Raw genomic sequence first — 7008 nt, 5'->3', positions numbered from 1 at the left:
CGGCAGCCCTCCCGCCCCGGCCATCGGGCCCGCCGGGGCGGGAGGGCTGCCGGTCCGGGCGGTCGAGGGCGACCGGGGGCAGGAATTCGCGGATGAGCGTGCGGTGCCACCAGGCGCCGGTGGCCCGCAACTCACTCCAGGTCGTGAAGCGGTACAGAAACAGCCGGGCGCGGATGTGGGTGGGCGGCGCGTCGGGGAAGGGGCACACCCGCAGCAGTTTCAGGGTGGCCCGGTCGCCCTCCAGCAGCTTGGTGACCAGCGGGCCGAACCAGGACCGGGCGTAGGCCGGTGAGATTCCGGCGAACCACATCATCCAGTCGAGACGCAGATGGTACGGGGCGAACTGGCGCGGCATCCGGCGAACATCGCCCGGTTTGCCGCGGAACTCGTACTCCTTCCACACCGCGTCCGGCGCGGGCACCGGTTCGTCGGTGCCCTGGATCACCACCTCGAACCGCGCGCGGTTGACGCTGCCGAAGGCGCCGTAGGTGTTGACCAGGTGCAGTGGGTTGAAGGAGTAGTTCATCAGCTGACTGCCCGACACCAGGTTCCGGGCCGGCCAATAGCTGAGCACCACCACCAGCACGGTGGCGGCCAGCACCAGAGCCTCGTACCACACCGGGGGACCGGTGAGCGGCGGCGGCTCGGGCAGCCCCAGCGCCCGGGCCGCGCGCCGCCCGTCGACCGCGGCGAGGGCCAGCAGGATGGTCACCCAGTTCAGCCACGAGAAGTTGCCGGACGCGACCAGCCACAGCTGGGTGACCACGATCACGCCCCCGGCCACGCTCGCCACCGGCTGCGGCGTGAACAGCGCGAAGGGCACGGCCAACTGGGCGACGTGGTTGGCCGCGACCTCGACCCGGTGCAGGGGCCGCGGCAGCCGGTGGAAGAACCAGCTCAGCGGGCCCGGCATCGGCTGTGTTTCGTGATGGAAGTACAGACAGGTCAGCTGCCGCCAGCAGCGGTCCCCCCGGATCTTGATCAGCCCGGCGCCGAACTCGACCCGGAACAGCAGCCAGCGCAGCAGCCACAGCACCAGGACCGGCGGTGCGGTGCGGGCGTTGCCGAGGAAGACGGCGAGGAAGCCGGTCTCCAGCAGCAGTGACTCCCAGCCGAACCCGTACCACACCTGTCCGACGTTGACGATCGACAGATACAGCAGCCACAGCACCAGCCACATCAGCATCGCGGCCCACAGCGGCACCTGGTCCGCGGCCCCCGCCACCACCGCGGCGGCGAGCGCGGCCCCCAGCCAGGCGCAGCCGGTGAAGAAGCGGTCCGAGAAGTGGAGGTGGAACAGGCTGGGGGAGCGCCGGAACGGCATTTGGGCGGTGAACCGCGGTACCGGCGTCAGGCCGCGCTCGCCGATCAGGGCCCGTCCCTGGTTCGCCGCGACCACAAAGGCGATCAGATACAGGGCTGCCAGCCCCCGTTGGAAGACCAGCCGGGTCAGCCAGTAGTCGGATGAGGTGAACCAGTCCATGCGGAACCGCTCCCTGGGCCTGTTTCCCGGCTCGGTTCGTGCTCGCCGCCGGACACCCGGCTATCCGTACCACCTACCGCCGGACGCCCGCTGCCCCGCGGGCCCCGGGGCGGGCCGAGTTCATCCGGTCGGCGTGGTCCGCCCGCCGCTCCTCACTTAACCGGTTCAGGGCCGCCGTGGCGGGGCGGTGCTGCCGCGCGGGGTGAGGGCCGGGGTGGGCGCCTGGTGGGCGCTGGGCGCCGCCTGGCCGAGCACGTCGAACAGACGGCGGGCGACCTCGGCCCCGAAGCCGAAGACGTCGTGGCTCATCGCCGACAGCGTGGGGTGGGTGAGCTGGCACAGCTGGGAGTCGTCCCAGGCCAGCAGCGAGACGTCGGCGGGCACCGAAAGACCCATCTCGGCGGTCACCGACAGGCCCGCCACCGCCATGATGTCGTTGTCGTAGATGACGGCCGTCGGCCGGTCGGCCGAGGCCAGCAGCGCCCGCGTGGCGCGCGCCCCCTCCTCGCCCGAGAAGTCGGTGGCGACCGTGCGCCCGTCGGCCAGGCCCAGCTCCCGTACGGCCGCTTCGAAGGCGGCGGTACGGATCACGCTGTGGCCCAGCGTGGCGGGGCCGCTCACCCGGGCGATCCGCCGGTGGCCGAGCGCCGCCAGATAGCGCACCGCCTCGGTGACGGCGGTGCCGTCGTCGGTCCATACGCAGGTGAAGCCGCCGGCCAGGGAGGGGTGTCCGGCGGCCACGGCGGGCACCCCGAGCCGCTGCAACTCGGGGACGCGCGGATCCCCGTCGTGGAGGTCGACGAGAATCGACCCGCCGACCTGCCGCCCCTGCCACCACGCTTCCTGGACCTCGATCTCCTCCCGCACATCCCGCACCAGCCGCAGCAGCAGCGAGCAGGACCGCTCGACGAGCACGCTCTCGATGCCCGAGACGAACTCCATGAACCACGGCTCGAGCCCCAGCATCCGCGCCGGCCGGGCGATGGCCAGGCCCACGGCGTCCACCCGCGCGTTGGACAGTGACCGGGCGGACAGATGCGGCGCCCAGCCCAGCTCCCGGGCCGCCTCGAAGATCCGGGCCCGGGTGGCCTGGGAGACGCCCGGGCGGTCGTTGAAGGCCAGCGACACCGCGCCCTTGGAGACGCCGGCCCGCGCGGCGACGTCCTTGATGGTGACGCGCCGCGCCGGGCCTGCCGTGACCTCGCTGTCCATGCACCGACTCCCGCTGCTCGGCTGCCGCTCGCGACGAACGCCACACCCTACCGCGTCGGTAAACCGGTCAAGGTCGATTTTCCGGTGTCCTGGCCGGGAACGGCCATCGGCCGCGCCGCTCGTGGCCCTTCACCCACTCCGCCGGTACGCCGACGAAGCGGATGCCGCCGGAGCGGATGCCGACGAAGCGGAGAAGGGCCCGCGGCCGAGGACCTGGCCGAGCGCGCCCATCGGCGGTTTGAGCAGATCGCCGACGCGGGGCAGCGATGGGCCCGGCGCCACCAGGCCCCGCAGCCCGGCCGGAAGGGGCAGCCGGTGCCAGGGGACATACCGGCCCACCAGTCCGAAGGCCGCGCGCACCGGGGCCTGCAGGACGGCGACCTGGCGCGGTGTGACGGGGGTCGGCGGTCCGGCGGGGGCGAGCAGTCCGGCGGGGGTCAGCCGAAGCCTCAGCCGATGGACGCCGCTCGCCTCGTACGCGGCCTTGCGGGCGCGGTTGAGGTTGCCCAGCGGGCGGAACTCCTCCGTGGTGTGCCAGGGGTCGAAGGCCAGCCGCTCCACCCGGCGCGCCGCCGAGCGGGCCGCGGCCGCGTCCAGGTCCTGGCGCGGCACGGTCAGCAGGGCCACCGGGATGACGGGCGCGTCGCTCTCCCGCCACTCCACCGAACCGTCCTCGACCGGGGTGCGGCGCTCGTCCAGATACCGCTGCACACACAGCTCGAAGCTGATGTCGCCGGTGAACAGGCGCTGCGTCAGCTCCCGGTGGAGATAGTCGGGATCGCCCCGGTCGGGGGGCGGGGCCGGGGTGCCGCCGGGAGCGGGGCGCAACTGGTAGCGGACCGGCCCCGCGTCGCCCCACAGGATCGCCCCGCAGCTCCAGAAGGTCTCGCGGGCGAGCGAGCCGACGGCGTGCCGGGCGGCGGTGTGCACATTGCGGCGCATCCGGGCCGCGGTGGACCAGCCCACGGCCAGCGGCAGTTTCACCAGCAGCCCGAAGGCCTGCTCGGCGGCGCTGCCCGCGCCCGCCATGGCCTTGGCGAAGGCGACGTATTCGCGCGCGTCGGCGGCGTGTGACACCGGGAAGCCGGTGGCCAGCAGATCATGTGTCCCCTCGGCCCCGGCCCGCACCCGTACGGCCATCCGCCGCAGACCGGGCGCGGCGTGCGGCCGCTCGGCCCTGCTCGCGTCGGACAGCCGCACCGCGGCCGAATACTCGGCGCCCGGCTGCGCGTAGCCGACCCGCAGCACCTCGGGCAGGTCGTCGTGGAAGCGCAGCCGTGCGTTGTCCACGCCGAGCGCCGGCCTGGCCTGGAAGGTGCGCAGGAGATGCGCGGGGCTGCCGCCGGGCCGGTCCGCCCCCTGCACGTCCACCAGCTCGTGCGCCAGCTTGTCCAGGACCCGCCGCTCCGTCTCCAGGCTGCCGCCCTCGTACCGTTCGTAGCGGAGGAATGACGGTGCGTGACGCAGGGTGGACCGCTCGTGCTGTGCGGTGTCGACCATGAGGGAAGCCTCCGTGCGGAACGGGGAGAGACGCGGTACGGCGGGGCGGCGCGGGCGTGCCGAGCCGGTGCGCGACACCGGTACGGCTCTTGGGTCAGCGTAGGGGCGGGCCATCGGACCCGCAGCTCAGCGCCGCTGGAGGGGTGACCGGCCGGGTCCCGGCCGCTGGGGCACACTGGTCGTATGCCGGAATTGCCGGAGGTGGAGGCCCTGGCCCAGATCCTGGCCGAGCGCGCCGTCGGCCGGGAGATCGCCCGTGTCCACCCCGCCGCGGTCAGCGTCCTCAAGACGTACGATCCGCCGCTGACCGACCTCGAAGGGCGTACCGTCACCGCGGTGCGCCGCCACGGCAAGTTCCTCGACCTGGCCACCGACGGCCCGCATCTGGTCCTCCACCTCGCCAGGGCGGGCTGGCTGCGCTGGCGGGACGGCCTCCCGGAGGACCCGCCCCGCCCGGGCAAGGGCCCGCTGGCTCTGCGGCTGCGCCTGGCCGGCCCGGAGGGCGCGGGCTTCGACCTCACCGAGGCGGGCACCCGCAAGGCGCTCTCCGTCTACTGCGTACACGACCCGCAGGAGGTGCCGGGCATCGCCCGGCTGGGGCCGGACCCGCTCGCGGAGTCCTTCACCCTCGAGGAGTTCGCCGGGCTGCTGCGCGGAGTGCGCCACCGGATCAAGGGTGTGCTGCGCGACCAGAGCGTCATCGCCGGGATCGGCAACGCCTATTCGGACGAGATCCTGCACGCCGCCCGGATGTCGCCCTACCGGCTGGCAGGCGACCTGACGGAGGAGGAGGTCGCCCGGCTGTACGAGGCGATGGGCGCCACGCTGCGCGACGCGGTCGAGCGCTCTCTGGGGCCGGCGGCGCGCGATCTGAAGGCGGAGAAGCGCAGCGGTATGCGGGTGCACGGCCGTACGGGCCAGCCCTGTCCGGTGTGCGGCGACATGGTCCGTGAGGTGTCCTTCGCGGACTCCTCCCTGCAGTACTGCCCGACCTGCCAGACTGGAGGGAAGCCGCTCGCCGACCGGCGGCTGTCCCGGCTCCTGAAGTAGCGCCAGGCGTGGCCCTCAGGCGCGCGTCGCACTCTCGTAGTCGCCCAGGAAACGGAACCGCCCCTTCTCGACCCGGTAGAGGAACAGCCCGGTGCCCGGGGTCAGAGAGCCGTTGCCCCGCTCGAAGGCGTACGTCTTGGTGATCCCCCGGTACCGGACCGCGCGCAGTCTGCGCGCCATGGCCTCCCGGTCGGCGCCTTGCGGGCCCAGTTCGCGCAGCGCCTGGGCGATGAGCCCGACGACGTCGTACGCCTCCGCGGCGTAGCGCCCGAGCGCGGAGGCGTACCGTTTGCGGTAGGCGGCCGCGAAGGGCCGCGCCGCAGGCAGGGCCGTCGCGTCGATGAACGCCGAGCTGAGCAGCCAGCCGTTCGCGGCCGCACCGGCCCGCTTCAGGAACGCGGCGTCGATGACCGGCTGCGTGGCCAGCCGCGCTCCGGTGAAACCGGCGGACGCCAACTCCCGGGCGAACAGCGCGGCCCGGGGTGCGAGGCCGCCGAAGACCACCGCGCGGACCCCGCTTCGGCGCACCTCGTCCACCGCCCGGCCGAAGTCCCTCGTATTCGCCGGGACGGTGACGGTCACCGACGGCAGGTCCCCGCCGCGCATCGCGGTGGCCATGGACCGGACGAGATTCCAGCTGTAGTCCCCGGCGGCGCGGTCGTCGACCAGGGCCGTGCGGTGCGGCCGGGTGTGCAGGGCGAGGTAGGACAGCAGTGGAAGGCCGAGACTGCCGTCGTCCGGCCGGGTCTGCAGATAGGACGGGTGTTCGACGGCGGACACCTCGGCCGTGCCGACCGACACCGACAGCAGTGGCAGCCCCGCCTTGTCGTAGGTGCCGATCGCGGCCTCGCAGGTCGCGTCGGCCGTCGGCCCGATGACCGCGATGACCGCGGGGTCGGCGGCCATCCGCTCGGCGACACCACGCGCGCCGCCCGGGGCGCCGCGGTCGTCCAGGACCTTGAGGGCGAGCGTGACGGGCCGGTCCGCACGGGCGTTGAGGCGCTCCACCGCCAGTTCGGCGCCCCGGCGCTGGGCCGTTCCGGCCGCGGCCTGGCCTTCCGTCAGATCGGCGTGCACCCCGACCGTCCACCGGGGCGGGGTGGGCCGGCCGCCCCCGCCGCTGCCCGCGTCGGGGAGCGAGGCCGCCCAGATGCCGAGGCCGCCCCCGGCCGCCAGCACCGCGCCGCCCGAGGCCACCGCCAGAAACCTGCGGCGGCCAGGGCGCGGCTTCGGTGCCTCGTCCGCCGGCCCGACCACCGTGGGCGGGACGTCGGGAAGCGCCAGCAGCTCCGCCGAGCGTTTGGCGATCAACTGGGCGACCGGCCGCGGCAGCCACCCCGTGCCGTCCGCCGGCGGCCCGACCTCCGCCAGCAGCCGCACCAGCTCGGCGGCGGTGGGGCGGCGCCCGGGGTCCTTGTCGAGGCAGGCTTCGACGAGCGGGCGCAGTCCATCGGGCACCCCGGTCAGATCGGCCGTGTCGTGCACCGTACGGAACAGCATCGCGGCCACCGGACCGGTGCCGAACGGGGGGCGTCCGGTAGTGGCGTAGGCCAGGACGCAGCCGAGCGAGAAGATGTCGCTCGGCGGCCCGAGCTCCGGGCCCCGGCCCAGGGCCTGTTCGGGCGAGAGATAGCCGGGCGACCCGATGACCACGTCCCGGGCGGTGATGGCGGTGTCGTCGTGGGCGCGGGCGATGCCGAAGTCGATGAGGCGGGGGCCGTTGGGTGCGAGGAGGATGTTGGCGGGTTTGATGTCGCGGTGGA

The 7008-nt window shown here is 74.0% G+C and carries 5 protein-coding genes; 1 reads left to right on the top strand and 4 read right to left on the bottom strand.

The features are described from left to right. The 3 genes from CCN51_RS46985 to CCN51_RS46975 form a co-directional block, all read right to left on the bottom strand. Window positions 1-1483: lipase maturation factor family protein (locus tag CCN51_RS46985; RefSeq protein ID WP_086860977.1), on the bottom strand; the 1483-nt coding region annotated here is incomplete at its 3' end. Window positions 1484-1648: 165 nt separating this feature from the next. After that, entirely contained in the window at window positions 1649-2695 is a 1047-nt protein-coding gene (locus CCN51_RS46980; protein ID WP_014174358.1) for a LacI family DNA-binding transcriptional regulator, read from the bottom strand. A gap of 129 nt (window positions 2696-2824) precedes the next feature. After that, window positions 2825-4195 carry a catalase family protein gene (locus CCN51_RS46975; RefSeq protein ID WP_014174357.1) on the bottom strand — a complete coding sequence of 457 codons (1371 nt, stop codon included), beginning with the start codon at window positions 4193-4195 and terminating at the stop codon, window positions 2825-2827. Window positions 4196-4378: 183 nt separating this feature from the next. Between CCN51_RS46975 and CCN51_RS46970 the strand changes: the two genes are divergently transcribed. Next, a complete protein-coding gene (locus CCN51_RS46970) occupies window positions 4379-5245 on the top strand; it encodes an Fpg/Nei family DNA glycosylase (protein ID WP_014174356.1) in 867 nt (288 codons plus the stop codon). 15 nt (window positions 5246-5260) lie between these two features. Here CCN51_RS46970 and CCN51_RS46965 read toward each other — a convergent pair. Next, window positions 5261-7008: bifunctional serine/threonine-protein kinase/ABC transporter substrate-binding protein (locus tag CCN51_RS46965; RefSeq protein ID WP_086860975.1), on the bottom strand; the 1748-nt coding region annotated here is incomplete at its 5' end.

Origin of the sequence: Streptomyces milbemycinicus (assembly GCF_002154605.1) — a bacterium.
GTDB classification, from domain to species: domain Bacteria; phylum Actinomycetota; class Actinomycetes; order Streptomycetales; family Streptomycetaceae; genus Streptomyces; species Streptomyces milbemycinicus.
The sequence above is the reverse complement of the archived record's forward strand: the minus strand, read 5'-3'. Positions and strand labels throughout refer to the sequence as shown.

Excerpts from the sequence above, each read along its gene's own strand:
- CCN51_RS46980 (WP_014174358.1), bottom strand. The coding sequence starts at position 2,695 with ATGGACAGCGAGGTCACGGCAGGCCCGGCGCGGCGCGTCACCATCAAG.
- CCN51_RS46975 (WP_014174357.1), bottom strand. The coding sequence starts at position 4,195 with ATGGTCGACACCGCACAGCACGAGCGGTCCACCCTGCGTCACGCACCG.
- CCN51_RS46970 (WP_014174356.1), top strand. The coding sequence starts at position 4,379 with ATGCCGGAATTGCCGGAGGTGGAGGCCCTGGCCCAGATCCTGGCCGAG.